Here is a 24,843-nt window from a genome sequence, read left to right as displayed (position 1 = left end):
TATCTACTTTTGCATTTGATAAATTTTTACTTTAGCATCTACATCCAACAATGCATAATGATATCCTTCATTTATAATTTTTATATTTAATACATTATATAACCATGCCAATGTTTCATAATTCTCCATAATCCCATCAGCAATCGCTACCTCAATAATATAATCGCCGCCTATTAATTTTGGCATGCTAAAACTAAAATCTACTTTATTGATTGTTCCGCTTTTTACATTAAAACTCCTTTTTCCATCAACAATCAATGTATTTGGGTTTATAATCCACATACCTTTATTCGTCGCTAAAGCAAAACCTGCAATGCATTTTTTTATATCTCTATTACTTTCAAATATAATACTTAAAGTACATTTTTCACCTGCATAAAATATATCTCTTATTTCTCCTTTATTATTCGTAATAAAACATGAAATTATTTGAACATCCTCTGTTACTACACTATCATTTGTATATTTTATATTAGGATAATTTTGCTTATCCATAGAAAGAATATCATAATTTTTTGATTCTAGATGATCTGTAGAATATATTTTATGAAATTGGCTTTTTTCCTTGAGTAAATTGTTACTATACTCATTACATACTTCCAAATTCTCACCATACATTTTTAATTTCCCTTTTTCAAGCCAAATCGTTTTATCACACATTTCTTTTATGCTGGCAAGGTCATGAGATACATAGAGTACTGTAGTGTTCTTCTCCTTAAGTTCCTCAAACTTTCTAAAGCACTTATTTTGAAAAAATATATCCCCAACACTTAAAGCCTCATCTACAATTAAAATATCAGGCTCTACATTAATTGCGACTGCAAACGCAAGTCGAGCAAACATACCACTTGAGTAGCTTTTTACAGGCTGCCTTATAAACTCTCCAATATCAGCAAAATCAATAATACTTTGTACTTTATCACTCATCGCTTTCCTGCTTAATCCCATCATGGCTCCATTTAAATATATATTTTCCAATCCTGTATATTCAGGATTAAATCCTGTACCTAATTCTAATAATGCTGACACTTTACCATTAATAAATATATCGCCATTAGTGGGCGTCGTTACACCTGTAAGTATTTTTAGTAACGTAGATTTTCCTGCTCCATTAGCTCCTATAACTCCTACTGTATCACCTTTTTTAATCTTAAAGCTAACATCGTTTAACGCATAGTAATTCTCATGATATTGTTTTCTTGTTAAACTTAAAGATTCTTTTAGCCTATCTAATGGCTTATTATATAATTTATATACTTTAGATACATGCTCTGCTTGTATTGCAATATTACATTTCATTTCACAATTCTCCTATTATAATACATCTGCAAAATGTGGCCTAAGCCTTTTAAAAACTAGGGCTCCTATCACAAAAATAATTATGACTATACCCCAAAAGTATAAGTTAGTAAAACCTCTTTCCCAAAACCAAACATTATCAATAAAGCTATCTCTATACCCTCTACATATATAAAACATAGGATTAATTTTTAAAATACTTTGTACAAATTGTGACATGTTATCAGGCGACCAAAAAATTGGCGTTATCCAAAATCCTATTTGTATAAAAACAGATACTATATTTAATATATCTGGTATAAATACAGCTAAAGATGATAAAAGCCAGCCCAAACCAACCAGAAGTATCACCGTACATATAAAATAATAAATAACTTGAAAATTATACATAGATATACTAAAACCATATATTCTACATACAACAAAAATAAATAAGATAAATCCTATATGAACAAAACTTGACGAAATAATTTTAACCACTGGAATAGCACTTATTCGAAAGTTTACTTTTGTTACCAAATACTTATATTCTATTAAAGAATTTGTCACAGAGATTAATGCCTCCGAAAAATATGACCACGGTAAAAAAGCCGGTATAAACCAAACTACAAAAGGCACATTATTTATAGGTGGATTTTTAAAACCCACCTCGAATACAAACCATAATACAAATATAGTAACGAGAGGCTGTATAAAAGCCCATACTATTCCAAACAAAGAAGATGCAAATTTCGCTTTAAAATCATTTCTTGCAAGTAATAACAAAGTTTGCTTATTTTTTACAATGTTTAGGATAAAAGTATAAAAACCATTAATATATGTCATTTGTTTCTAACTCCTCATTATACAGCTAGTGATAAAGAATAGTCCTATTATAATATTATCGATATAAAAATAAAAGTAGCGAAATTATCATTCATTATATATCAAGTCATCATGCAGTATTTAACAGTTCAAAAAACTAGAATGTTTTATCAACTTAACTCACTTTTGGATAATAAGCATCACCTATGATAGAGATTATCTTATCTCCTTCCATACATTTTTTCGTAATAGTTTTTATACTCTTCATTTATAATATTTTCCCACCACTTTCTATTATCTAAATACCATTGTATAGTCTTTTTTATACCCTCATCAAAAGTAGTCTGAGGAAGCCAACCAAGCTCATTATGAATCTTTGTAGGATCAATGGCATATCGCAAATCGTGTCCTGCTCTGTCTTTTACAAATTTAATTAAGCCTTCATTTTTTCCAAGTTCTCTAATAATTGTCTTTACTACTTCTAAATTAGTTCTTTCATTATGTCCACCAATGTTATAGACTTCTCCAATTCTGCCCTTGTGAATTATTAAATCAATTGCAGAACAATGATCTTCTACATACAGCCAATCACGTACATTTTCACCCTTTCCATAAACAGGCAAATGTTTGTTGTTTAGCGCATTAGCTATCATTAATGGGATTAGCTTTTCGGGGAAGTGATACGGACCATAATTATTTGAGCATCGCGAAATTGTCACAGGCAATTTAAAAGTTCTATGATATGCCTGTACCAGTAAATCTGCCGCTGCCTTAGATGCTGAATAAGGACTTGAAGTATGAATAGGAGTATCTTCCGTGAAAAATAAATCCGGTCTATCAAGAGGCAAATCACCATAAACTTCATCAGTAGATACTTGATGGTAACGGTCTATTCCATATTTTCTACAAGCATCTAAGAGCACCTGTGTACCCATTACATTGGTCTGCAAAAATACAGACGGGCTTTCTATAGAACGGTCAACATGGCTCTCTGCTGCAAAATTTACGATAATATTTGGTTTCTCTTCTTCAAAAACTTTATAAATTATTTCTCTATCTGAAATATCCGCTTTGATAAATTTAAAGCTTGGATTTTCTAAAACTGCTTCTAAAGTTTCCATATTTCCAGCGTATGTTAGAGCATCAACACAGATAATTTGGGAATCTTTATACTTATTGAGCATATAGTGAATAAAATTTCCACCTATAAATCCAGCTCCACCTGTTACTAATAATTTTAACATTCTTCCACCTCATTTATTTATATAAAAGTTGGCCTCAGTTTCTTTTAATGTTTTCCACTTCTCATCTTTTGCTGAAAGAAGTATACTTGCTACTTTATCTAAAGGCCATTCTATTCCTACATTTGGGTCATTCCAAATGATTCCTCCCTCATCTTTCGGATGATAGTAGTCTGTACACTTATAAACAAACTCAGCTACATCGGAAGTAACAAGAAAACCATGGGCAAAACCTTCAGGAACATAAAATTGCTTTTTATTTTCTTCAGATAGATATAATCCGTACCATTTTCCAAATGTCTCAGAGTCTTTTCGTAGATCTACCGCAACATCAAATACTTCACCTTTAATTACTCTTACCAATTTCCCTTGAGGATAATTATACTGGAAATGTAGTCCCCTGAGTACACCCCTAGATGAACGTGACTGATTATCTTGCGCAAATACCATATCAAGCCCGGCTTCTTTAAACTCTTGTGCATGATACGTCTCCATGAAGAAACCTCTATGATCATCAAATACTGTAGGTTCCACTACATATAAATCTTTTATTCCTGTTTCTAAAAACTTAAATTTACCCACTCCTTACAGTCCTTCCGCTACACTTAATAAGTACTGTCCATATTCCGTTTTGCTTAAAGGTTCAGCAAGCTCAAGAAGCTGTTCTTTTGTGATGTAACCTTTTCTATACGCAATTTCTTCGATACATGAGACATAAAGCCCTTGCCTTTTTTGTATAGCTTCTACAAAGTTACCCGCCTCTAGTAATGCATCATGAGTTCCGGTATCCAGCCATGCCATTCCTCTTCCAAGAAGTTCTACCTTTAATTTACCCTGCTTCATATACTCTTCATTCACTGTCGTGATTTCCAATTCTCCTCTAGCAGAAGGTTTAATTGTCTTCGCTATCTGTACCACATTATTATCATAGAAATACAAGCCAGGCACTGCATAATGGGACTTTGGCTGTTGAGGCTTCTCTTCTATGGATATGGCATTACCATTTTCATCAACTTGAACAACACCATAAGCAGTAGGGTCTTTAACATAATAGCCGAAGATGGTTGCGCCCTCATCTCTTTTTGCAGCATTTTCTAATATACGACCAAAGCTTTGTCCATAGAAAACGTTGTCACCTAGTACAAGGCAAACTTTATCGTCTCCAATAAATTCTTCTCCTACAATAAATGCATCGGCCAGTCCTCTTGGCTTGTCCTGTACGGCATATGACATAGAAAGACCTATATGCGAACCATCCCCAAACAATTCTTTAAATAACCCAATATCCCTAGGAGTAGAGATAATCAGCACTTCTCTAATTCCAGCCAGCATCAGAATTGACAGCGGATAATAAATCATTGGTTTATCATAAATCGGTAATATTTGTTTTGAAACTGGCTTGGTAATCGGATAAAGCCTGGTTCCGGCGCCTCCAGCTAGAATAATTCCTTTCATTTGCTCAACCTCATCTCTTATAGAATTATATTTCTTCTAAATAATCCGCCAAAGCTTGTTTATAACTTCTTAATTGTTCATGCCCATTAAGCTTCCAGTAAAAGTTTTCTAATGGCGAATACTTTGGCCTTGGTGCGGGACGGTCTATTTCTTCGGTTGTAATAGGTACTACATTGACACCCTGTGCACCAGCTAATTCCAAGATATCTTTAGTAAATTCATACCATGATACAACGCCACTGTTCGTTATGTGATAGATACCGTAAGCAGGCGTCTGTATCAGCTCTTTGATAGCATAAGCTAGGTCTAAGGTATACGTCGGGCTGCCAAACTGGTCATTTACCACTCTGATCTCATCCCGCTCTTTCGATAAGTTTACCATCGTCTTCACAAAGTTCTTTCCGTTCTTGCCGTACAACCACTGAGTCCGGACAATGTAGTGCTTATTTAATACAGTTCGAACATAATTTTCTCCTGCCAACTTACACTTTCCATATACACTTAATGCATTTGTTGCATCGTCTTCTATATAGCTTGCTCCCTTTGTCCCATCGAAAACATAGTCTGTACTGATATGTACCATCGCGGCATTTATCTCATTACATGCGACTGCTACATTACGGGGCCCTAATGCATTTACCTTATACGCCAGCTCCATCTCACTTTCACAGCCATCTACATTGGTGTATGCCGCACAATGAATTACGATATCAGGTCGTAATTCATTAATATTCTCAACAGTCTCTTTGATATTAGTAATATCAAAGTTATCCATGTCTACACCTATAACCTCATGTGTGTCTTGCAGTACTTCTGCCAAATCCGTTCCTAACATTCCTTTAGCTCCGGTTATCAATACTCTCATATCACACCTCATTTTACAATTTTTCCAATAGCTCTTTGGCCTGTTCGATCATTTTCCCTGTCTCACTATTTAATGTTACCGGTTTAAGCTTTATTGCGTTAAGCTGCTCTATTTGTTCTTCAATGCTTATTACTTCTTGTACCAGCTCTTTCGCTTTATCATTGTCCTTTTTATTTAAATAATATTGCGCAGCCTGTAAATATGCATGTGCTTTCTGCTGGTAGTTCTCCGGTCTTAGAGGCTGAAGCTGTACCGACTTATCGAACAGTTCAAGCGCCCGGTCAATTTCTCCGATTTTAAAGTAAAACGCTCCCGCACGTGCATGCCGGTCAGCATTATATTTATCTAAACTAAGAGACTTTTCTGCTTGCTTCTTCGCTTCATCCATAACCTCTCGTGGTATTTTATTATCCTTCACGTAAGAGTCAAACAGCGTGTTTGCGTAGTCTATTCTATAGGATGCCATTAGGGGATCAAAGTTAACAGCTGAACGAAACAATACCGCAGCTTCTGTCAACCGCTTGGCTTCCCCATAGCGGACACCTTTTCGCGCATAATCACTTGCAACGGCAAATGTACATACAGTTATGAATAGTACTATTGTGGGTATTATCCCATAGCGTATAGGGAGTTCTTTATTTAGCTTGTGACTCTCGTCCTTTTGTGATGCATATACTCCTATCAGTGCAAACAAAGTCCATAGTATAATGGATATCGCACTTAAGGATAAATCAAAATCAATGAAGCTATGCGCAACTAGACTTCCTGCAGCAGTAAATATACCGATTAATAGCAAGTAATCTTCTTGCTCTTTCATATGTTTTCTTAAACACCTTACTGATTCTATCAAGAAAGCCAATATTGTTCCGATATATATAATGAATCCTATGGTACCCGTTTCTACCCATACCTGCATAATGTAGCTGTGCGCTTGATTTGACCAGTATAAATAGGACTGATACATGAAATATAGACTTTCCCACGCACCGCCTCCACCGCCAAGTACCGGATAATCTTTAACAATTTCAAAAGCATCAAAGTAAAATACAAATCTCTCTCTTACTGTTCCGGTAGAAAAATTTATACCTTGTAATCTGCTGAGAAGATCCTGTGGAAGGATTTTAGCAAGAATGTTTGGTGCAAATAAAAATGCAATAATACCACCTAAAGTCAATACTCCAATTAATGAAATAATGATTATCTTATAATTACCGATTAATTTGCCCATCCTTTTCTTACAAACATTTATTATATACTGCATTAATAAATTCACTATTATACATACAGCAAAACCAATAACCAGCCACTTCCATGAAGATGATTGGTCTCTTAACAGTGTAGCTGCACGGAACCCCTGGGCACTAATCACTGTAGGTACGATAAGACTTATGCTTAGCGCTATCATATCCATCAAAATATATTTCCACGCGGCAATCATTAGAATGAATATAAATATAGGAAGCAGAACCCATGCACCTCGAGAATAAGAAAAAATAAAGCCAAATAAAAGCATAAACCCAGATATGCTTATGATACTTTTTACCCACATATTCTTATATACAGTATATAGAACATAGCAAAGAAGCAGTCCACATAGTACTAAGGCTGCAAAAGCATTATGGTATTGTATCGTAGAATTGATCCATTTTTCATTTTCCGCCAATGAATAAGCGCCATCATATTTAAATGTGCCTGCCGCAGCTCCTAATCCGATAAACGCTACCGTTGTGATACTTCCTAAAATAATGCTTAGTATTAGTTTCACATATTTACTTTCATGAATAAGCTCTTTTACTAAGAAATAGATTACCAGATAGTTAAAGTACTTTAATACTTCTGCTATTGCTAATCTTGTATTGACGGCACCCGCTGCAGAAATAGTATATGCTATGACTAAACCTATCAATGTATAATCAAGATATGTATTTAAAGCAAGGCGTTCTTTTTTTATCGCCTTGTATGTCAAAAGCGCTATAAAAGAAATAAAAGATATTATATATACAACAAACTGTTCTTCTTCAAAAAACAATCCCCTGAAAAAAGGAGGCAGCGCAATAAGAGCTGAAGTAATACTCAGCAGGATCCATTTCATCATTTCGTGATTCCCGCTTTGCACTTGAACTGCATTTTTTCTACGTTTTCCCATATTACCCTCCATGTTCTATCAGTACCAAATACACAGCACTCAAAAACCCCATTATTTTAATTCTTTAAATATTTTACATTAATATGATATATTTCGCAACCACTTTAACAGAAATGTAAATATTTGATGAAAAAAGATATCTCCTGTCTGAAGATATCTTTTGTAAAAACTTATTTATTAATATTAGCAACAACTTCCTCCATAAAGGATGTTAGTTTCTTCTGTGCTGCCGGCAGCATATCTGATACTACTGAAAAATATATCTTGATCTTAGGCTCGGTCCCCGATGGTCTTACTACGAACCATGATTTATCTTCCAGTTCAAAATACAGTACATCTGATTTTGGAAGATGAATAACTTCTTCTTTATTATGGATCATATCATATCTCTTGCTTGCTTTATAATCTCTTAATACGGTAACCTTTACGCCATTTATCTCTTCTGGCGTCTCTTTTCTAAGCCTGTCCATGATGTCTTTCATCTTTTCAATGCCTTCTTTACCTTCAAGGGTAATAGATTTAAGACTTTCCAAGTATACGCCATACCTATCATATAACTCTTGCATTCCTTCAAAAAGGCTCATCCCTCTGGACTTATACCATGCGGCCATCTCAACTATTAACATAGCTGCAACTACCGCATCTTTATCTCTCGCATATGTTCCCGCAAGATAGCCGTAACTTTCTTCAAATCCGAAAACATATTGTTTTTTATTACCATTTTGTTCAAACTCTTTAATTCTTTCACCAATGAATTTAAATCCGGTGAGGACATCCATGATTTCAACATCATAATGCTCGGCTACTGCTCTGGCCATCTCCGTGGTTACTATGGTCTTTATCACTACGCCATTTGAAGGAAGCGTACCTTTTTCTTTTTTCTGAGATAGGACATATTCCGTAAGCAATACGCCCATCTGATTGCCTGAAAGAGTAACGTATTCACCTTCTTTATTTCTTACTACCACACCAATACGGTCACAGTCCGGGTCAGTACCGATAATGAGATCAACATTCTCTTTCTTAGCCATCTCGATCGCAATGGTAAAACCATCTTTTTCCTCGGGATTTGGTGATTTGACAGTGGAAAATGCCGGATCAGGTTGTTCCTGCTCCTTCACTATGAGTACATTTTTCATGCCTATCATATCAAGAATCCTTCTTACAGGCTTATTGCCCGTCCCATGAAATGGTGTGTAAATCACCTTGAAGTCCTCTGCCATTTTTTCTACAATTTCAGGATTTATACTTTGTTCCTTTACCTTCGCAAGATATTTCACATCAATTTCTTCACCGATCATTTGAATAAGGCCTGATGCCTTCGCCTGATGCTCGTCCATTACGTTTACGCCGGTAAAAATATCTATCGAATCCATGACTTCCAGTACAACATCCGCACTTTCAGGCGGGAGCTGTCCCCCGTCTTCCCCATAGGCCTTATAACCGTTATATTTTGCAGGATTATGGCTTGCCGTAATAACGATTCCTGCCATCGCACCTAACTCTCTTACCGCAAAGGACAACTCGGGTGTTGGACGGAGTTCATCAAATACATAAGCTTTTACCCCGTTAGCCGCCAACACCTTCGCAGATTCCATCGCAAACTCAGGTGATCTATATCTGGAATCATAGGCGATTACTACGCCTCTGTTTTTTGCATCCTGTCCCAGCTTTGATATGTATGTCGCCAAGCCTTGCGTCGCTTTACGAACGGTATATTTATTCATCCGGTTCGTTCCTGCACCGATGATTCCTCTTAATCCGCCTGTACCGAAAGCAAGATTGGTATAAAATCTCTCTTCTATTTCTTTCTCATCGTTCTCTATTTGCTTTAATTCTTCCTTGATCTCTTGATCAACGTATGGACTTTCAAGCCAGTATTTGTATTGTTCCATGTAGTTCATATGATCGAACCTCCTAGATGAATTAGATTACGTCTTCAGATATTAAGTTGGGAGTGAGGAGTGGGGAGTTTTTTTGATCTTCTCTTAACTCCCGACTCCTCACTAATACACGTATATATTTACCAATTAATATAATATAGTACTTTCTAATGTTTGTCTATAGACAATTTTACATTTTATGGATTATTTATGGTAGGTTTCATTACTTGTTATTTTAAAGGAACGATATATCTGCTCTAATAATATTAACCTCATTAGCTGGTGAGGAAAGGTGAATTTGGAGAAGCTTAATTTTAAATCTGCCTTTGATTTGACTTCATCGGATAAGCCTACCGATCCGCCGATAATAAACGCAATGGTGCTTTTTCCCGTGACAGCCAATCTATCAATGGTTTCGCACAGTTCAACAGAATCAAGCTGTTTTCCTTCAACACACAGTGCAATAGTATAGATACCATCTTTAAGATGATTAAGGATTTTTTGCCCTTCGGTTACTTTAACCATTTCTTCTTGTTTTTCGCCTGCGTTGTCAGGAATTTTTTCATCACTAATCTCTACGATATCCAGCTTGCAATATCGCGATAAACGTTTGGCATATTCGCTTATTCCGTTGCTCAGATATTTTTCTTTGATTTTCCCGACAGTAATAAGTTTAATGGTCAACACGAGGATTACCCCTTCACAAACGATATACTTTGCTTCGACTCTCCCGATCCGCTACATCCAGCAGTACATCTTTCCCTACTTTTATCTTTCTGCTTTCCAGCGCATTATATACAGTCTGGTAAGCTAATTGCGGAAAATTATTTTCTCTGCTTAAATGCCCTAGCAGAAATCGCGAAGTCCCTTTCATCGCAAGATGCGCAACCAGCTCCCCTGCTGCTTCATTACAGAGATGTCCTCTTTCTCCCAGTATCCTCTGCTTGAGAAAATACGGATACGAGCCGCACTTTAACATCTCTATATCATGGTTCGACTCTATCAGGATCATCTCACTTCCTTCAAGCTGCGAAACCAATCCTTCATTAACATGTCCGATATCGGTGGCCAACGTGACTTTTGTATCATTCATCAAAAAATTATATCCTACCGGCTCAGATGCGTCATGGGGAATGGAAAACGGCCGAACACAGATATCTTTTATGCAAATTTCTTTGTGAGTATCAAAGACTTTTTTATTCTCCGTCTTTATGTTTCCGAGATCGCCCTGCATACCCGACCAGGTATTTTCATTCGCATAGATGGGTATGTCATACCGCCTGGACATAATCCCTACCGCATGGGTATGGTCCTTGTGCTCATGGGTTACAAAAATAGCATCTATTTCCGATGCTTGAATATCCATAGTTGCTAAAGAAGCGGCAATACGCTTGCCGCTCACTCCACAATCAATCAATATTTTAGTGTTTTCACTGGCTAAATATATAGAATTTCCACTGCTGCCGCTAAATAATGAACAGAATGTTATCATAATTGATCCTTTCAAAAAAGTTTACAGGTTCATATTTTTATTCTCTTAATATCCGCTCCGAGACTGAGAAGTTTTGCTTCAAAGTTTTCATACCCTCGGTCGATATGTTTGAGGTCGTGTACTTCAGTAATCCCGTCGGCCACTATACCTGCGATAACCATTGCCGCACCGGCACGAAGGTCCGTTGCTTTTACAGGAGCACCTGACAATTTTGCCACGCCTTCTATCACAGCAACTCTTCCTTCTACCTTTATATTGGCACCCATACGCTTCAATTCATCTATATACTGGAATCGAGAATCCCATACCCCTTCGGTTACAATGCTTGTGCCTTCGGCCATCGCTAATAAAACGGCAACGGGGGGTTGTAAGTCGGTAGGAAATCCAGGGTAAGGCAGTGTTTTTACATTCGCTTTTAAAAGTTTATCTGTTCTCCATACCCTGACTGCATCATCATATTCATCTACATTCACATTCATTTCGATCAACTTTGCTGTAATTGACTCCAGATGTTTTGGGATAACATTCTTAACTACAACATCCCCTCCGGAAGCTGCCGCTGCAATCATAAACGTGCCCGCTTCAATCTGGTCGGGAATAATAGAATAAGTCCCTCCTGTGAGCTTGTCTACTCCTTTGACTTTAATCACATCTGTTCCGGCACCTCTGATATTGGCACCCATCGCATTCAAAAAGTTCGCTACGTCTACGATATGGGGCTCTTTTGCCGCATTCTCGATGATAGTGATCCCATCTGCTTTAACGGCCGCAAGCATTACGTTTATGGTAGCTCCTACACTTACCACATCCATGTATATTTGCGCTGCTGCTATTTTATCGGTACATGCATGGATTACACCATGCTCCATTTCCACTTTTACACCCAACGCTTCGAATCCCTTAATATGTTGATCAATAGGTCTCACCCCAAAATCACACCCGCCGGGAAAAGCAACTTCTGCTTTATTAAAGCGCCCTAATAGCGCACCTAACAGATAATAGGAGGCGCGCATTTTCTTTACCATCTCATATGGTGCTGTATAACTATTTACTACCGAGCAATCTATTTCTATAGTATTATTATTTATGTAATTCACTGCGGATCCAAGCTGCTTCAGCATATCCACAATTACGGTCACATCATTTATGTCCGGAACATTTTCTATCCTGCACACACCCTCTACCAGAAGCGCTGCAGGAATAATAGCAACAACTGCGTTCTTTGCACCACTGACAGTGACTTCCCCCTTCAGTTTATTGCCTCCTGTAATCACGAGTTTTTCCAAGGCATACACCTACCCTTGCTTTTTTCAATGTTTATATTATATCACTGTACACGAATGATTTAAAGAACAATTTTTAACTAGATAATTTTTCCTATAAAATATCACTGTTGTAGAAAAACATGCATTTATTCCTCAAAAAATACATTACTTAATTTTCCATCCCCATATAATTTCCTGTTGCCCCATCGTAATAATAGGATTTGCCATCTCCGGTTGAGATTCGCCATACAGGTTTGCCTGTCGTATTTTTTATATATACTTTATTGGTATCTACACGATAGTATCCTAATGTAATGCCTGTAATGGTACTGTTTTGATCCTGCGGTCTGTCCGGATTCTTGATAAAATCAATCAGGATGCCGGTAATATGATATACCGGCAGCTTTTCCGACGTAAAGCGCTTTGGTAGTAACCAATATCCTTTTATATTGGTTACACCTTTTGACGAAAGGATAACAGTAATATGATTACTAAAAACATCCCTTTTTTCGAACTTCTGCCGGAAAGTCACTGCGAACTCATCATCATTTATTTTTCTTACTATACCCGGCGAAGCATATTTTAAATCGAACTTGAATTCTTCCAGTGCCTCTTTTGCATAACTTACCGCGTTTGCATCATTGAGATCTATCATATCCATATCCGGTTCCGGATCTGTATAGATAAATTCACACCCATGTACCTCTAGTATCTTATTATTTAAAACAAACTTATATTTATTCTCTTCCTCCTGTTGTTCAAACCCTGCCCCAAACATGGTCTCAGCTAGCTCAGACGGGTGCTGTACAGGGTTCTCAATTTCAAGTGACGGCATATTACGCATTTTGGTAGGAATGATGCTTGGGTCTATTCCTATACCATTTCTTTTTAATACCTCAACAGTATCTTCCACGACATCAGCACTAATGGTAATCGTCTGATTGACAGATACCATCATATTCACCAATAATATAATATTAATACATAAAAACAAGATGATCAGAATGGTTTTTACCCTAGACCAATACATAATCCTTCCCTCAAATCTTTATTTTCCTACAGGTATTTTAAATATATCTTTGCTTCCTTCAATTCTTACACCCCAGTACGGTTCAAGCAGTTCTTGACTTCCGGACTCTTCATACTCTAAAAATAAATCGGAAATTTTAACTTGCCCTTGGCTTTCACTCATCATATTAATAATATTATCCATAACATAAGATACCGGCAGACCCACATCTGTTTCTTTTACAATTTGATAATCCCGTGCGTAATGACGATAGCTTTTTAACCTTCCGTTAACCATCTCTATAACCACAGCATCTCTTGCCTTCACATCATCCAGCTTCACTCTGATTTGTAATCCCTCAAAATAATAGTTGAAAATGAATTTATAGCTTCCTGATTTATTGGGATCTTCTATAACAGAAGATAGCTTTATATCATGTGTTTTCTCAATATAGCTCATAAAATCCAACGCCATCTCCAGAGATTGCCGAAAAGTGGGCAGTATACTTTCGCCGGCGGCAGACAAATTATTGAGCAATAAACCTTTTCCCTCTTGTACTGCGTCATACTCAATAAATCCATTTGGATGGATTTTTAGCGTACTGTCATTTTCAACATATACTACCGTATCATCAATCTCGGTATATTTTCTTAAATTATTGGTGCTATACTTAAATGCTCTCAAAATGCTTTTTACATCATTTTCATCATGAATGGGATTTATACCACCTAAAACATTGATTTTCTGCTTGCTAAACGGAAATAGAACAAAAGAATCTACTATAATTTTTTCATTAACTATTTTATCCATTCCAAGTTCATATGAAAACCTATGATTTACAGCAGCACTTGCAGCGTACTGCTCCATTAATCGGTTTATATTTGATTTGTCATAATTCAAGTAGCACTTAAAAACCGAACCATCTTGAGCATTTCTTACTAGAACAGTAATGCTGCCGGAAATGGTATCTCCCGGAACTATAATAAGCTCCTTAGCCTCTTTTATATAACCCGACAAGGGTGTCTCCTTTATCCCTAAGAACTGTGCCATATGCTTCATTCTATACGGTGTATCCAAATCAATCAAAAGAGATTTCTGCTTTAACGCATTTACCCACTCATCCTTTAATTGACTTTGCTGATTTTTTAATTCTGTTTCTCCTTTTAATAGTTTCTCCATAATCTTTGAAATTTCATTCAGATATTCATCATATACTTCTTGCCCATTTACATAAACAACCCTATTACTATTCCCATAATTGACTACAATCTTTAATGATAAATACGAACTAGCATCTGTAGATGCTTCTTCTTTCATATTCTGACCTAACCATGGAACAACATCAACAACCACATTTCTCCAATTAGCAAAAAAATTATAGTCATTCGACCATAATTTTTCATTAAGCCATATTCTCGATGTAAGGACTAAGCTATTTACAACCAGCAAAATAAGTATTAGCGTCTTTAGTTTTTCTTTATTCAAAATTATCAATCTCCCATACTATACGCTGCGGTTGCGACTCGTCTTCTACTTGTTTGCGTTCTTTAGCAGATCTTTATATTCTCTATAGTAACCTGTAGGAAGCCCTTTAATTTTATCCGCCAATGCTTTCATAAGCGTAAATCCTATCTTCTCTACTTGATAGACTTCATCACTTAACTGGGCCCTTAGTGCAAACTGATTAACGCCTTCAACTAAATCCAGCTCTTGAGCAAATAATCCGGATGCCCCCAGCTCGATTTCATTTACCAGTTCTCCCTCATCATCTTTTAACATGATGTTCCTATATTTACTGCTTCCATTATCATATACATAAACAGCTATCGAAACCCCTTCTCGTCCTGAAACCGAAATAGGCTCTACTTCGTTATAAGTCGTAACATTTTCTTCTGCCGGACTAATTATAGTGATAAGATCATCTACAGTGCCGTCATCGTCTATTTCCATTGCATCGGGAGCTGCAAAACCAACCGTTGCAACCGATAATGCCATCGTCACTATAAAAGCTTGTATCAGGCGCTTAACCATCACTTCACCCCTTCGTATATAACTATACATTTACATATATATTATACAATATTATTGTTACAATTGGGTTACATCAGAATTAAGAAAAATTTACATGTCTAAAAAATCAAGCTACAGGTATTTTGATGGTTACTTCAGTTCCCTTATCCAGTTCGCTGTCTATGGAGAGGGTCCCATTATGAGCAAGCACAATCTCTTTTGCAATCGCCAATCCAAGACCGGTACCGCCCATCTCTCTGGAGCGTGCTTTATCCACTCTGTAAAATCTCTCAAATATCCTGGAAAGGTCTTCTTTCGGTATCCCTATACCGCTATCTTTAATTTTAACATACACCTCATTATATACACAGCCGGCAAATATGGATATTTCTCCTCCGTCCGGGGTATATTTTATCGCATTGGAAACAATATTCTTTAACACCTGCTCTATCCTGTCTCTGTCCCCGTAGATATCAGGCAGAGAGCTGACCAAAGTAAAAGTAAGCCTATGCTTCCGATGTTTAGCACTTAATGTGAGCTTTTCTACCACTTCATCTATAAGCTTTTTCATTGAGAAATACGTCTTGTTCCACTGTACTTGTTTATCACCCAGCCTGGACAGAATTAACAGATCTTTGACCAATCTGGTCATACGGTCAGATTCGTTATTTACAACTTTCAAAAAGCTTACCGCTGTTTCCCGATCGTCTAAGGCTCCATCCAACAGCGTCTCCGCATAACTCTTGATAGATGTCAGCGGCGTTCTAAGTTCATGGGATACGTTGGCAACAAATTCCCGTCTTGCAGCGTCCAGTTTTTGCTGTTCAGTGATATCCTGCAGCACTACCACTACACCGCCCACTTTTTCTTTTTCTACCTTGAAAGCTGCAAATGAAGCTTTCAAGTGCACATCATTTATCTCAATTTCACGTTCCAATGTTTTATTATTATCAAGATATATTAATTCTCCTATGGAAATATCTGCATTTAGACTTTTAAAAAACTCATCAAAATTTGCTTCTTTATCATCGAATGTTTGTATGTTCAATATATTTCTGGATACAGGATTTGCATGAATCAAAGTGCCATCAACATTAAATGCCATTACCCCATCTGTCATATTCAACAGTATGGTTTCAGCCTTATTCTTCTCACTTGCGATTTCTTCCAGTGTATGTTTTAGCTCTGATGCCATATAATTAAAAGTATTGGTCAGCTTTCCTATCTCATCATCGGATTTTGCTTCCAGCATTTGTTCAAAATCACCGGCAGCCATTTTCTCAGCTTTTTTTGTCAATGATGCAATAGGTATGGTGATGGTACTGGATAAAAAATAACCCATAATCATTGAAACGCCTAGCCCGACAGCTAACGCTTTGAGAATAATATTAAACAGCTCGCTTGTCATTTCATTGAGGTCATTCTTTTCATCTCTTATATATATAATGAATTTGGTTTTTCCACGCTCCATAATCGGAATGGCATAATCCATATAATCCTTATTATTCTTAACATCTACGGTTTTTTTGCCCCGCATCGCCCTGATCATATTGGGGGTATACTCAAGATCTCCCGCCAGCTCCATATTGGATGACTGGTATACCCCTCCCAACGGGTTTAATATAAAATAATTGCGGTAGGTGTCAATTCCCAACATTCCGATAAAGCTTTTTAACACTTTATCCAATTGATCGGTACTAACAGCAGCACCGGAAAAGTCTATATCATCATTATTAAAGACCCTGTCCATTTTTTTCTTAAAATCATCGTGGTAAAAGCTTGTTACGCTGCTGGACAAGTATATTCCGACTACAATAATGACAGAGATCACAAGAAGAACAAACATCATTACCAGTTTCCACTGAATACTCTTAAACATTCCCATCCGCCCTAAAAATTATTGTTGAAGTAATATCCTACTCCTCTTTTGGTCATGATATACTGTGGGTTGCTCGGGTTATCTTCTATTTTTTCTCTAAGCCTTCTTACGGTTACATCAACGGTCCGTACATCTCCATAATATTCATAACCCCATACCTTCTCAAGAAGATTTTCCCTTGAAAAGATTTTAGTAGGCTGCGTTGAAAGAAACCTAAGCAGCTCAAACTCTCTCAATGTAAGTTCTAGTATGCTTCCTTCTTTTTTTACTTCATAACGTTCCATATCGATCACAAGTTTGTCTACGGCAATACTTGATTGTCCACCGCTAGCAGCAGCAGTATCGGCACTTACCCTTCTAAGATTAGCCTTTACTCTTGCCATCAATTCTCTCACACTAAAGGGCTTTGTGATATAATCATCAGCACCCAATTCAAGGCCAAGCACCTTATCTACTTCTTCTTCCCTTGCCGTAAGCATGAGAATGGGGGTATCGCTTTTTTCTCTAACCTTTTTACATACGGCAAACCCGTCCATTTTTGGCAGCATCACATCCAATAATATCAGATCCGGATTTTCATTCAATGCTTTTTTGACAGCCTCTTCACCATCATAGGCCTCTATAATGGTATATCCTTCTTTTTTTAAATTAAATCTTAATATATCTACAATTGGTTTCTCATCATCTACTACAAGTATTTTTCTGCTCATCATTACCTCCGTGTTAGTGGGGAGTGAGGAGTGGGGAGAACTGATCCCTTACTCCAAACTCCGGATACCAAACCCTAAGCTATTGTTATCATTGTATCAAATTGTTTACTACACTTTCAAGTGAAACTTTACCGGTCAATCCTATTTGTCCGCGGCCTAATTGGTCTAGTAAGGACAATATTTTTTCTTCCCCATATATATCGGCTATTTTCTTAATTATTTCAAAACTTTGTCTATATGCGATATCTTTATCAAGTGTATCAAAGTAGTGAGTCAGTTGAGCCAGCGAGCTGCTGTTATATATATTTCCCAGCTCTTCTCCCCATTCATAACCGGTCAACTGATATTCGTAGTATAATGCAACTCCTTCGGTAAACCATAGCGGAAAATTACCGTTTGTTTTCTGATCGACAATTAAGTGTACTAACTCATGTACCATTGGTCCGTTTTTCTCAAACTCTCGGCTTACTATGCTCATATTATTACTTTTTATCCACACTTTAGGCGATAATATATGAAGGATTCCTCCATAGTATATGCCCATGGGATAATCTCTTTCTGTTAGATCAAGCTTCTCTCTCATGGTTTCTAAATCAGGATAAATAATAATTTGAATCTTTATACTTATATGATGATTCAATCTTCGCTTTACTCTAGCAAAATCTTTTTCTATAGTATTTGACACTAAGTAAGCAATATCTCTGTCTTGTTCCGTGTACATTACTTTAAAATCAGCTGTCTCATACACAGCATAATGCTTCACTTGAAATATACTCTTTATTTTAATGGCCTCAACACATACATTGTAAATAGCGTTTCTCATAACTATATAATTATTGGCTATAATGTGCATAAAAATAACCACTGTGATCAATACAGTGGATTTCTTGTTGACTGCGGTTATCACTGACCTCACCCCCAGTATATCCTTATTATAACAGAGATAGGAGCGAGATGGAAGAAGAATATATTGTTATATAGAGGGATGTGAAAAAGTGCTTAATTGGTCAGTCGCAAAGCACGGGGACGGACCTGCAGCTTCCCTAAAAAACAAGCGCAACAGTAGGTCCGTCCCCGCGCTTCACTCCTTCTACGTGCTAAAACGGACTTTATCAGTGATCTCGGGCGGACAGAGTCGTCCGCCCCTACAAAAAACAACATATAAATTACCCAAGATAGTCTAAAACTACCGAAAAGCACTTTTTTCGTCACCAAGTCACTGTGATCTGTGAACTATCATCTCATCTATTCAAATAATTCAACGGATTGACAGGAGTGCCATCTTTCCGTACTTCAAAATGTACATGCGGCCCGGTACTTCGACCGGTATTGCCTACATATGCGATGACCTCGCCTTTGGCCACCCTTTCTCCTTCTTTTACCAGAAGCTTGCTGCAATGTCCGTAATATGTTACATATTCATTATCATGGCTTATTTTCACCAATAAACCATAGTTGCCTTGTCTGCCCGCAAATATTACCTTCCCTCCGTCAGATGCATATATCGGATCTCCGATATTTCCTGCAAGGTCTATGCCGGTATGCCACTCTCTCCCTCTGGTGCCAAATCTGGAAGTAAGGACACCATACGTAGGTCTGCGGAATACCCCCGTACCATATTTCGGCGGCACAGGCTTCGTTCCTACTTTCTCCGTCTGTATCTTAGGTTGGGATAGAACATAAGTTTTCATCACTTCTTTCCCTGTTTCAATACCGTTCACTTTGACTATTTCCGCTTCAACCTTTTGCTCACCGTTAAATCCTTTATCGATAACCGTTCTTCTACCCTGGTACAAATTAGCATCTTCAATTTCCTTTACTTCAAAGGGAATGTCTTCATTATATACCACCGTTTCCCTTGTCTCTATACCTAATATAGGTTCAGGAACTGTCAGGTTGATCTGCTGACCCGGCTGAATATTTTCCCCAACCCCAGGATTAATACGCATGATCTCTTCTACAGGAATTTTATATAATTGCGCTATTCCCCATAGTGTGTCATTCTCTTTAATGGTATACTGCTTCACTTCTTCCTTCAGCTGTGAAAGTGCGTTAAAAACTTCTTCTTTTTGCTGTATCGCACCCACCTGTACATATTTTTTTTCTATTTCTACATTATTAGCAAACCCTACTTTTATATTAGGATCATCAAGCAAAAACGGCTTTTTGATTTCTTGCAACACTGCATTAGCAGTTGTTTCATCTTTCACCAGGCCCATTTGCTTACCATCCACTATGATTGCATAAGCAGCTATAGAGATATCCACCATAGACTTAATATTCTTTTTAATCTCATTAGTTGCAGAAAAAGCATTTTCTTTTACTCTCCTGCCTATGAGTATCGGCTTTTGTTCTACATATACCTCATTCCCTTCAAGGAACTGGCTAAGCTCAGCCTTAGCCTCGCTAAAATATTTTTCAAATTCTTCCTCCGATGAAACCACGCCTATGGTTTGGCCATTAAACTGTACTTCAACGGCAGATTTATATTGACTGTTTTCTATCAAGCCGGCTATAAGAAAGAAAGCTATACATATAGCCGATATTAAGGCCACTGTTCGGCGGGTAGCTATAAATAGCTTCAGACGATGAACCGCACGCCTTTCCAGCTCCATGGTCGGAGGTTTTATTTTTAATTTCGGCATCTTTACCTCAGGTACTGCGACGCAATTCCTTCTGGCAGAGGTGCCTCCCTTTTTATTTGCTCTATTAAACGCTTGCATGTATGCACTACTCCTTATTCCTTCAGCTTTAATAGCCACTGTTAAACCCTCCTGCCAGCTTTTGTATATTATAAAAACTTTATTTAGGTGAGAGTGGGAATTGACAGTATTGAGAGGTCTTCTCCCACTTTATAATAGTAATTTTTACTGCTCTAATATCTTATTATGCTTGTTTATTAAAAATGTATTACATATTTGTTACAAACTTATTATTTCTACAAAAATTCGAAAAATCCTGCTTATTTTAAAAATTTTTTATTTTTTTATTACATTTTTGTTACTGATCTATTCTTCCCAGTTTATTTTCAAAGAAAACCTTTAGATCTTTTTTATTGATTTTATTGGCTAATTGAACAAAATCTTTAATGCTGGCATTCTTAAATCTATAATTCCTATAATACCTTTTCAGCAGCTTAAAATACTTTCCATCTCCCATTATGCTTCTCAATTCTTCATGCAATAACGCTCCCCGGCTGTATACATTTACAGAATATTCTTGCCAGTTATCATATTGATAAATAGGCATATTTATTAAATGCTGATAGCTATTCTCTTGGTGATGGCTCCGCACACTGCTATTAATGAAAATATCCTTAATCTTTTCTTTATGTTCAACACTATAATTCATTTCAAAATATAACAGCGTAGAGTATTCAGTGAGTCCCTCATCCAACCACGGTTCTCGAATTTGGTCATTGCCGATAACCCCGTACCACCATTGATGAGCTATCTCATGAACTACCAGATATTCTAACCATAATTTGCTATCGCTATAAGCAGACGTATCAATCTGCACCACCTGTGGGTACTCCATTCCTCCTACATAAAAATCCGATTCCGCAATAGATAATGTTCTATACGGATACTCTCCAAACAAGCGATTAAAAGTTTTCAAAGCTTTTGTGGCGATTTCCAACGTACGTATTCCGCCCTTGGTATAGTTAAAGCATTTTATTATCGTTTTATCACATTTGTTCTGTATGACTTCATAGTCTTTTGATGCAAGCCAAGCAAAATCTCTGACATTCTCTGCTGTAATGGTTAGCAAATTTAAACCTTTATCTTTATCTTTTTCTTTACTAATTAATTTACCGGTATGTGCCACTTCGTACTGGTCCGGCATTGATAACGTTACCTGATAGTCCGAAGTATCGCTGTAAAACGGGTCCCCTATTTTATAATAAGGGTCTAATTTCCAACTACCTTTATCATATACGCAAAGAATAGGATACCAATTAGTGATATTTATACTGCTCTCCCCATATCCGAACCTATTTAAACACTGGGGGAGCTGTATATCGTATTCCATAAATATTTCAACAGACTTTCTTCTTTTTAGTAAGCGTGGCAACTTTATGTATAGTATAATATCACTTCGACCTTCAACGGCAAACGAAACCGGAGTATTATCAATATTAACTTCTTTGACTTCTATAAATCCCTGAGAAAAACCTGCCGGATACGCAATAGACCATTCATCTTCAGATATAGGCGCTTGCTCTTTATACTTGAATGCGTTGGGATACAGATGGAAATATAGTGCCTCGAGATTTTCTTTCTCATTATTAGTAATCTTTATACTTTGTGAACAGTGTAAACTCTTACTCCTGTCATTATATTCTACATTAATATTATATGAATTATGTAAACTTTTGTGACTTTTTAGCATATATATGACAGTTACTATCCCACAAATGCCTGCAAATATTAATAGAAATATCAATATTCTTTGTCCTCTATTGATTTTTTTCCCCACAATCCACTCCCCCTCATTCCCTCTGACATATAAAAATAGCCTATCCATATATATAGATAGACTATTTTTATATATTATATTTTATAGATGCTAAAAATAGAACAAGTTAGGTGTAACGCATAGATCACTCGGTAACCACCACAATGGTACTTGCTTCAAATACTCCTGCTTTCTTTGTGCGTACCGCTGCAATAGCATCTCCAATTTTTATATCACTCAAAGATAATGCTTTCGAATCACTGTTTCGTATAATTTTTGTATCATTGCCGATAAAAATCTGCTGCGTGGTTATTTTTCCGGTATCAGTATCTGTAACAGAAATATTAAGCAAATTATAACTACTATTTATTAATGTTACTGTCCCGCTTAATGTAGTAACCTGCGCTTCCGATTTCACTTTAATCTCATTCACCGCATTGCCGTTAACAACCAGCTCTACAGGATACCCTAATCTTAAATCATAAATCTCTTTTACCACATCATCTATCTTTATGATTGTATCTCCTGTAATATAATATTTTGCTTCATCATTACCATTCTTTATTTTGATAGATGGTGTATTGGAGATGATGATTTCCTCAATGTTTCCCGAAGTGATACTACTTACCGCGGAAACGGTGACTTTTTTTATTTTATTGTATTCCAGCATTAAATACACCGGGTCACCTACAACAATACCGGTGATGTTTAAGCTGCTATTGTTTTTTATGACCTCCGCATCATCCAATACTTCAAATTCCTTTAATGTGCCATTATCAAGTTTTATTTCCAACTTATCTACTGACCCCAACATAATGTTTTGAACCGTTCCATGCACTTCTACATTCTTGCTTTGTACCTCTATTCTTGTAACTATATTATTTTTTATGACCAACGTTGCATAATCTTGTACGGTAATATTATTTAACGAAGAAATCACATCATTATATAATACGCTAACATCTTTATCTAAAGAATAACTCCTGCCAATCGTCTGTCCATTCTCCTGTATGCTAAGACTTATAGACCTTATGTTTCCACCTGCGCTTATACCGGTAATAATACCTTCTACAGTTTCCTGTACTTGCGTTTCATCTTCTTTTTCTTGTGCTGAAACGCCTTCTACCATATATAGCTGCTCCGACTTCCAGGTTAATAACACTTCAGTTCCAATTTGAATATCCGCTAAGTTTGCCGTTTCTCCATCAACCTTTATAATTGTAGTATTATTAATTTCGTATGTTCTTTCAACATCTATAATATCTTTTATCTTCAATGTATTATTGGCTATATCCTTACTGGTCACTTTACCGGTAGAGGTCTCTCCAATCTCTTCATTTTTTGTTAGCACTCTATACAACATTACCGCCATTTGTGCCCTGTTCACGTCTTCCATCGGACCAAATTGCGTTTCTGTCATCCCTTGCATAATGCCCTCATCCTTTACAAACTCAACATAGGGTTTGGCAGACGAAGGAATAGCAGTTACATCCGAGTAGGGGAGGATAGTAATCAGCTTACTCTTGACTTCTTTTTCTTTCCCCATTGCTTTAGTAAACAATACAGCGGCTTCATACCTTTTTAGAGCAAGATTTTCGTTTTCCGGGGAAATATATGTATCAAGTTCGTTTACTGTAATAATATTCTTATATAATAAGTAGGAAACTTCTTTCTTATTCGAAATGGAATATAGTTGGAGATCATCACTATAATTCTTTTGGGCTAATTCTACATAGTTTTTATTCTCGTCATCATTCACTCCCAGTATTCTCGCCATAAGAATTAGTGATTGAAGCTTTGTAACGGGCAGCGAGGGACCAAAAGTTCCGTCGGGATATCCCGAAATATAACCTTTACTACTCATTTCCTCTACAATCGATTTCGCCCAGCTCCACTTGGCATCCTCAACATCGGGAAATGAAGCAGCAAATACAGTAGCGGAAAAAGTGGTTAATAGGATAGAAACAGTAAATACAAGCCAAAGCTTTCTTTTCATTAGTAACCCCCCTGATATTATCACAAACACCTTGATACATTTAAAACTACTAAAGCTTATGTATTCAATGATTTATAAACACTCACAAATCACCAACTAAATTATAGCATTCCTGTATCTTGTTTGCAATGATATTCACAGTTCATTTTTTTATCCGATGACTAACCGCCACTTATCTCCCGCTTCTATAAGCGGGAGATAAGTGGCGGTTAGTCCCTGGATAACGATTTCTAACCTTCAGCGGGGGATAAAAAACCCCGCTGAAGGTTAGAAATCTGTTTATAGGAACACCGAACTATATAATTCCCACCTTCAACCACCATTAGTAAAA

The 24,843-nt window shown here is 36.8% G+C and carries 20 protein-coding genes; all 20 read right to left on the bottom strand.

The features are described 5' to 3' along the window. Positions 1 to 3: 3 nt before the first annotated feature. Positions 4 to 1,299 carry an ABC transporter ATP-binding protein gene (locus QKW49_RS16450; RefSeq protein ID WP_282863752.1) on the bottom strand — a complete coding sequence of 432 codons (1,296 nt, stop codon included), beginning with the start codon at positions 1,297 to 1,299 and terminating at the stop codon, positions 4 to 6. A gap of 15 nt (positions 1,300 to 1,314) precedes the next feature. After that, positions 1,315 to 2,124, bottom strand: a complete 810-nt coding sequence (locus tag QKW49_RS16445) for an ABC transporter permease (protein ID WP_282863751.1) — start codon at positions 2,122 to 2,124, stop codon at positions 1,315 to 1,317. A 200-nt stretch (positions 2,125 to 2,324) separates the two neighbouring features. Further along, positions 2,325 to 3,347 carry a dTDP-glucose 4,6-dehydratase gene (gene rfbB, locus QKW49_RS16440; RefSeq protein WP_282863750.1) on the bottom strand — a complete coding sequence of 341 codons (1,023 nt, stop codon included), beginning with the start codon at positions 3,345 to 3,347 and terminating at the stop codon, positions 2,325 to 2,327. 9 nt (positions 3,348 to 3,356) lie between these two features. Then, positions 3,357 to 3,926, bottom strand: a complete 570-nt coding sequence (gene rfbC / locus QKW49_RS16435; protein WP_282863749.1) for a dTDP-4-dehydrorhamnose 3,5-epimerase — start codon at positions 3,924 to 3,926, stop codon at positions 3,357 to 3,359. Between the two features lie 3 nt (positions 3,927 to 3,929). Continuing rightward, positions 3,930 to 4,799, bottom strand: coding sequence for a glucose-1-phosphate thymidylyltransferase RfbA (gene rfbA / locus QKW49_RS16430; RefSeq protein ID WP_282863748.1), 870 nt, complete (start codon positions 4,797 to 4,799; stop codon positions 3,930 to 3,932). A gap of 25 nt (positions 4,800 to 4,824) precedes the next feature. Then, positions 4,825 to 5,664 carry a dTDP-4-dehydrorhamnose reductase gene (rfbD, locus tag QKW49_RS16425; protein WP_282863747.1) on the bottom strand — a complete coding sequence of 280 codons (840 nt, stop codon included), beginning with the start codon at positions 5,662 to 5,664 and terminating at the stop codon, positions 4,825 to 4,827. 13 nt (positions 5,665 to 5,677) lie between these two features. Further along, the gene (locus tag QKW49_RS16420) at positions 5,678 to 7,810 is read right to left on the bottom strand and encodes an O-antigen ligase family protein (protein WP_282863746.1); all 2,133 of its coding nucleotides are present in this window, start codon (positions 7,808 to 7,810) and stop codon (positions 5,678 to 5,680) included. A 170-nt stretch (positions 7,811 to 7,980) separates the two neighbouring features. Then, entirely contained in the window at positions 7,981 to 9,714 is a 1,734-nt protein-coding gene (locus QKW49_RS16415) for a phospho-sugar mutase (protein ID WP_282863745.1), read from the bottom strand. 183 nt (positions 9,715 to 9,897) lie between these two features. Then, a complete protein-coding gene (gene rlmH / locus QKW49_RS16410) occupies positions 9,898 to 10,377 on the bottom strand; it encodes a 23S rRNA (pseudouridine(1915)-N(3))-methyltransferase RlmH (RefSeq protein WP_282868161.1) in 480 nt (159 codons plus the stop codon). A 16-nt stretch (positions 10,378 to 10,393) separates the two neighbouring features. Beyond that, positions 10,394 to 11,185 carry an MBL fold metallo-hydrolase gene (locus QKW49_RS16405; protein ID WP_282863744.1) on the bottom strand — a complete coding sequence of 264 codons (792 nt, stop codon included), beginning with the start codon at positions 11,183 to 11,185 and terminating at the stop codon, positions 10,394 to 10,396. 29 nt (positions 11,186 to 11,214) lie between these two features. Further along, entirely contained in the window at positions 11,215 to 12,471 is a 1,257-nt protein-coding gene (locus tag QKW49_RS16400; protein ID WP_282863743.1) for a UDP-N-acetylglucosamine 1-carboxyvinyltransferase, read from the bottom strand. Between the two features lie 148 nt (positions 12,472 to 12,619). Beyond that, entirely contained in the window at positions 12,620 to 13,480 is an 861-nt protein-coding gene (yycI, locus tag QKW49_RS16395; protein ID WP_282863742.1) for a two-component system regulatory protein YycI, read from the bottom strand. Between the two features lie 18 nt (positions 13,481 to 13,498). After that, on the bottom strand, positions 13,499 to 14,944 hold the full coding sequence (locus QKW49_RS16390; protein ID WP_282863741.1) for a hypothetical protein: 1,446 nt from the start codon (positions 14,942 to 14,944) through the stop codon (positions 13,499 to 13,501). 45 nt (positions 14,945 to 14,989) lie between these two features. Beyond that, positions 14,990 to 15,493 (bottom strand): hypothetical protein, encoded by a 504-nt coding sequence (locus tag QKW49_RS16385; protein ID WP_282863740.1) that lies wholly within the window; start codon positions 15,491 to 15,493, stop codon positions 14,990 to 14,992. 103 nt (positions 15,494 to 15,596) lie between these two features. Then, positions 15,597 to 17,348, bottom strand: a complete 1,752-nt coding sequence (locus tag QKW49_RS16380) for an ATP-binding protein (RefSeq protein ID WP_282863739.1) — start codon at positions 17,346 to 17,348, stop codon at positions 15,597 to 15,599. A gap of 11 nt (positions 17,349 to 17,359) precedes the next feature. Continuing rightward, positions 17,360 to 18,061, bottom strand: coding sequence for a response regulator YycF (yycF, locus tag QKW49_RS16375; RefSeq protein ID WP_349239035.1), 702 nt, complete (start codon positions 18,059 to 18,061; stop codon positions 17,360 to 17,362). An 85-nt stretch (positions 18,062 to 18,146) separates the two neighbouring features. Then, positions 18,147 to 18,965 carry a peptidase MA family metallohydrolase gene (locus QKW49_RS16370; RefSeq protein ID WP_282863737.1) on the bottom strand — a complete coding sequence of 273 codons (819 nt, stop codon included), beginning with the start codon at positions 18,963 to 18,965 and terminating at the stop codon, positions 18,147 to 18,149. 334 nt (positions 18,966 to 19,299) lie between these two features. Next, positions 19,300 to 20,820, bottom strand: coding sequence for a peptidoglycan DD-metalloendopeptidase family protein (locus QKW49_RS16365; RefSeq protein WP_282863736.1), 1,521 nt, complete (start codon positions 20,818 to 20,820; stop codon positions 19,300 to 19,302). 238 nt (positions 20,821 to 21,058) lie between these two features. Continuing rightward, a complete protein-coding gene (locus QKW49_RS16360) occupies positions 21,059 to 22,537 on the bottom strand; it encodes a M1 family metallopeptidase (protein WP_282863735.1) in 1,479 nt (492 codons plus the stop codon). A gap of 124 nt (positions 22,538 to 22,661) precedes the next feature. Next, positions 22,662 to 24,512: an S-layer homology domain-containing protein gene (locus QKW49_RS16355; protein WP_282863734.1), complete on the bottom strand. Its 1,851-nt coding sequence runs from the start codon at positions 24,510 to 24,512 to the stop codon at positions 22,662 to 22,664. Between the last annotated feature and the right edge of the window lie 331 nt (positions 24,513 to 24,843).

The organism is Petroclostridium sp. X23, assembly GCF_030013905.1.
Lineage (GTDB): Bacteria > Bacillota > Clostridia > SK-Y3 > SK-Y3 > X23.
The sequence above is the reverse complement of the archived record's forward strand: the minus strand, read 5'-3'. Positions and strand labels throughout refer to the sequence as shown.

Excerpts from the sequence above, each read along its gene's own strand:
- QKW49_RS16355 (WP_282863734.1), bottom strand. The coding sequence starts at position 24,512 with ATGAAAAGAAAGCTTTGGCTTGTATTTACTGTTTCTATCCTATTAACC.
- QKW49_RS16415 (WP_282863745.1), bottom strand. The coding sequence starts at position 9,714 with ATGAACTACATGGAACAATACAAATACTGGCTTGAAAGTCCATACGTT.
- QKW49_RS16380 (WP_282863739.1), bottom strand. The coding sequence starts at position 17,348 with ATGTTTAAGAGTATTCAGTGGAAACTGGTAATGATGTTTGTTCTTCTT.
- rfbB (WP_282863750.1), bottom strand. The coding sequence starts at position 3,347 with ATGTTAAAATTATTAGTAACAGGTGGAGCTGGATTTATAGGTGGAAAT.
- QKW49_RS16450 (WP_282863752.1), bottom strand. The coding sequence starts at position 1,299 with ATGAAATGTAATATTGCAATACAAGCAGAGCATGTATCTAAAGTATAT.
- yycI (WP_282863742.1), bottom strand. The coding sequence starts at position 13,480 with ATGTATTGGTCTAGGGTAAAAACCATTCTGATCATCTTGTTTTTATGT.
- yycF (WP_349239035.1), bottom strand. The coding sequence starts at position 18,061 with ATGATGAGCAGAAAAATACTTGTAGTAGATGATGAGAAACCAATTGTA.
- rfbA (WP_282863748.1), bottom strand. The coding sequence starts at position 4,799 with ATGAAAGGAATTATTCTAGCTGGAGGCGCCGGAACCAGGCTTTATCCG.
- QKW49_RS16445 (WP_282863751.1), bottom strand. The coding sequence starts at position 2,124 with ATGACATATATTAATGGTTTTTATACTTTTATCCTAAACATTGTAAAA.
- QKW49_RS16405 (WP_282863744.1), bottom strand. The coding sequence starts at position 11,185 with ATGATAACATTCTGTTCATTATTTAGCGGCAGCAGTGGAAATTCTATA.
- rfbD (WP_282863747.1), bottom strand. The coding sequence starts at position 5,664 with ATGAGAGTATTGATAACCGGAGCTAAAGGAATGTTAGGAACGGATTTG.
- QKW49_RS16420 (WP_282863746.1), bottom strand. The coding sequence starts at position 7,810 with ATGGGAAAACGTAGAAAAAATGCAGTTCAAGTGCAAAGCGGGAATCAC.